At 69.2% G+C, this 1,294-nt stretch carries 1 protein-coding gene; it reads right to left on the reverse strand.

The genetic code is table 11. The annotated features are described in order from the left end of the window. Positions 1-42: 42 nt before the first annotated feature. Entirely contained in the window at positions 43-1,221 is a 1,179-nt protein-coding gene (locus C1J00_RS43325) for a cytochrome P450 (RefSeq protein ID WP_102914226.1), read from the reverse strand. Positions 1,222-1,294 lie beyond the last annotated feature (73 nt).

Raw genomic sequence — 1,294 nt, forward strand, 5'->3', positions numbered from 1 at the left:
GGGCATATGGGTTTCCGATCTTCAGCAGGGGGTGTCCGGGGATCAGCGCCAGTCCATGGTCACCTCGAGGCCGCTGTAGCCCTGTACCAGGTTGGAACGCATCCAGCGCACGTCCCCGGCCAGTTCCACTCCCCGCGCGTCGACGGCCAACTCCCGCAGCAGAGCGTGCAGTTCCAGACGGGCGAGTGCGGCGCCGAGGCAGTGGTGGGGGCCGTTTCCGAACCCCAGGTGCCGGTTGGGCGCACGGTTCGGGAGGAAGCGGTGCGGGTCGGGGAAGAGCCGCTCGTCGCGGTTGGCGGCGGACAGCCACGCCACCACGGGCTGCCCCTTGAGGATCTCCTGGCCGCCGATCTCGCAGTCCGCGGTGGCCACCCGCAGGACGTGCGCCGCCGGGGACGTCCAGCGGACGACCTCCTCCACGGCAGGCTTGGCGAGGTCCGGGTCGTCGTGCAGCGCGTCCAGAGTGCCGGGGAAGGCCTGGAAGGCGTGGAAGGCGCCGGTGATCGAGTGGCGCGTGGTCTCGTTGCCGCCGATCAGCACGTTGTCGCAGTTGACGAGCACGTCGTCGACACTGAGCCGGCCGTCCTCCAACAGGGCGCTGACCAGGTCGGAACCGGGCTGCCGGCGACGCCGCTCGATCAGTTCGTGGAAGTAGAAGAGGATCTCCGTGTGCGCCTCGGCGGGTGTCATCCTGTCGAAGCTGCTCTCCTCGCCGCCGAAGGCGTGGTTGGTCAAGTCGATCAGGTGCTCCCGCTCGCTCAGCGGCACACCGATGACCTCGCAGACGATGGCGGCGGGGAGCCGCGGGCCGACGCTCACGGCGATGTCGGTGGAGTCCTCGGAGCGCAGCCGGTCGATGACGTCCCGCACCTCCCGGTGCAGCACCGACTGGAGTTCGGGGGCGCGCAGCCGCGAGAGGAACGGCCCGATGAGCCGCTTCAGCGTGGCGTGCCAGTCGCCCTCGCTCACCACCAGCATTCTGCCGCCGGAGTTGTCGGGGTGTTCGGCGTCGAAGCCGATCATCATGCCGTGCTCGGACGTGAAGGGTGCCTTGGGGGAGAGGACGGAGGAGACGTCACGGTGTGAGAAGACCGACCAGAAGCCGGACGGGGAGAGGCCCGGATCGCTCCAGACCTTCGCGTCCGCCTGGACGTACTCATGCCACATGGTGAAGCGGGCCTCGGAGGTGTAGAGATCGGGGTTGGCCAGATCAAGGGGCATGGGAATGTCTCTGCCTGCCTGTCATGGAACGGGGGAGGAGGGGCCGCGGGCCGCCACCGCGGCGGACGATGCG

This window comes from Streptomyces cahuitamycinicus, from assembly GCF_002891435.1.
GTDB classification, from domain to species: domain Bacteria; phylum Actinomycetota; class Actinomycetes; order Streptomycetales; family Streptomycetaceae; genus Streptomyces; species Streptomyces cahuitamycinicus.

Coding starts and splice junctions, on each gene's coding strand:
- C1J00_RS43325 (WP_102914226.1), bottom strand. CDS start 1,221: ATGCCCCTTGATCTGGCCAACCCCGATCTCTACACCTCCGAGGCCCGC.